This window comes from Candidatus Dormiibacterota bacterium, assembly GCA_036495095.1.
Lineage (GTDB): Bacteria > Chloroflexota > Dormibacteria > Aeolococcales > Aeolococcaceae > CF-96.
In genome coordinates this window covers 1-1,684 of record DASXNK010000068.1, presented here as the reverse complement: position 1 = coordinate 1,684, position 1,684 = coordinate 1, and the positions used below count along the sequence as shown (strand labels likewise).

Here is a 1,684-nt window from a genome sequence, read left to right as displayed (position 1 = left end):
CCGGCCGTTCGCCGTCGCCTTCGCCTCGCCGACCACGATGAGGTCGTACAGCTTGCGGCCGACGAACTCGTTGTAGCGCTTGAGGTCGTTCCGGTCGACGTCCAGGTCGGCGACGCTGCGGAAGAAGCGCTCGAACTTGGTGACGCCCATCACTGGCATGTGCTCGCCCTCGGTGCACGTGATCTGCGGGCAGGCTACCCCGCTGCGGCCCTGGTCACTCGCGGTCCGCACGGCGGCGGCCGGGCGACCCAGGTGTGGCGCCTCGGCGAGGAGCCCCCCGGCGCGCCCGATCACCCCGGGGCGGGCTCCGGCGCCTCGACCCGCAGCGCGGCGGGGGCGCCGGCGGGGACCGCGGGCCGGCGGGGCGCGACCGCAGCGACCCGGCGGTAGGCGGCGCCGAGCTCGGGACGGGGGTCGGCCTCGCCCCGGTTCGGCCACAGCGACATCGCCCGTTCGGTCATCGCCGTGATCGTGAGCGAGGGGTTGACGCCGAGGTTGGCGCTGACCGCCGAGCCGTCGCACACGTGCAGGCCGGGGTGACCGTAGACCCGGTGGTAGGCGTCGATCACCCCCGTGGCCGGGCCGTCGCCGATGCAGCACCCGCCGAGGATGTGCGCGGTCATCGGGATGTCGAGGATCGACTCGTTGACGGAGCCGCCGGGCAGGCCGCCGATCGCCTCCGCCGCCAGCCTGGCGGCCCGGTGGCCCACCGGGATGTAGGTGGGGTTGGGCTCGCCGTGCCCCTGGGTGCTGCGCAGATGGGGGCCGAGCCGGCGGCCGCGAAGCCTGATCCGCAGGCTGTTGTCGAGGCTCTGCATCACCAGCAGGATGATGGTGCGCTCCGACCAGCGCCGCACCGACAGCGAGCGCGCGAAGGTGCGGGGATGGGCGGCGGCGGCGACCAGGAAGCGCAGCGGCCGGGGGAGGCGGCCACCGCCGGAGACCAGGATGGTGGCGAGCAGCCCCATCGCGTTGCTGCCCCGACCGTAGCGCACCGGCTCGATGTGGGTCACCTCGTCGGGGTGGATCGAGGAGGTGATCGCCACCCCGCGCGAGTAGTCGGTCGTGACCCGTGGCGTGGCGGCGCCGAGGATCGCCTCGGAGTTGGTGCGCACCACATGCCCGAGCCGCTCGGAGAGGCCGGGCAGGTCGCCCCGGTCGCGGGCGTCGAGGAGCAGCCGCAGGCTGCCGAGCACCGCCGCGGACACCACCACCTGCTCGGCGGTGACGGTGCGCCGGCGGCGGCGGAGCCAGGCCCCGGGACGCTCGGTGTCGACCGCGTAGCCGCCGCCGGCCAGCGGCCGGATGCGTACCGCCTGGGTCTCGGGGTGGACCCGGGCCCCGAGCCGCTCGGCGAGGTGGAGGTAGTTGAGGTCGAGGCTGTTCTTGGCGCCGTGACGGCAGCCGGTCATGCACTCGCCGCACTGGATGCAGCCGGTGCGCGCCGGGCCGGCGCCGCCGAAGAAGGGGTCGGCGACGCGCTCCCCGGGGGCGCCGAAGAACACCCCGACCGGCGTTCGATGGAAGGTGCTGGCGACCCCGAGCCGCTCGGCGACGGTGCGCATCACCGCGTCGGACGGGGTGTCGACCGCGACCTGGTTCACTCCGAGCATGCGCCGGGCCTGGGCGTACCAGGGCGCCAGCTCGGATCTCCAGTCGGTGATGTGCGCCCACTGCGGGTCGC

At 74.8% G+C, this 1,684-nt stretch carries 2 protein-coding genes; both read right to left on the bottom strand.

Features of this window, described 5'->3' with window-relative positions; translation table 11 throughout:
- On the bottom strand, positions 1–159 hold a 159-nt coding region (locus VGL20_07330; protein HEY2703485.1), incomplete at its 3' end, for a DUF1931 family protein.
- Between the two features lie 131 nt (positions 160–290).
- A partial coding sequence (locus tag VGL20_07325) for a GMC family oxidoreductase (GenBank protein HEY2703484.1) occupies positions 291–1,684 on the bottom strand: 1,394 nt, incomplete at its 5' end.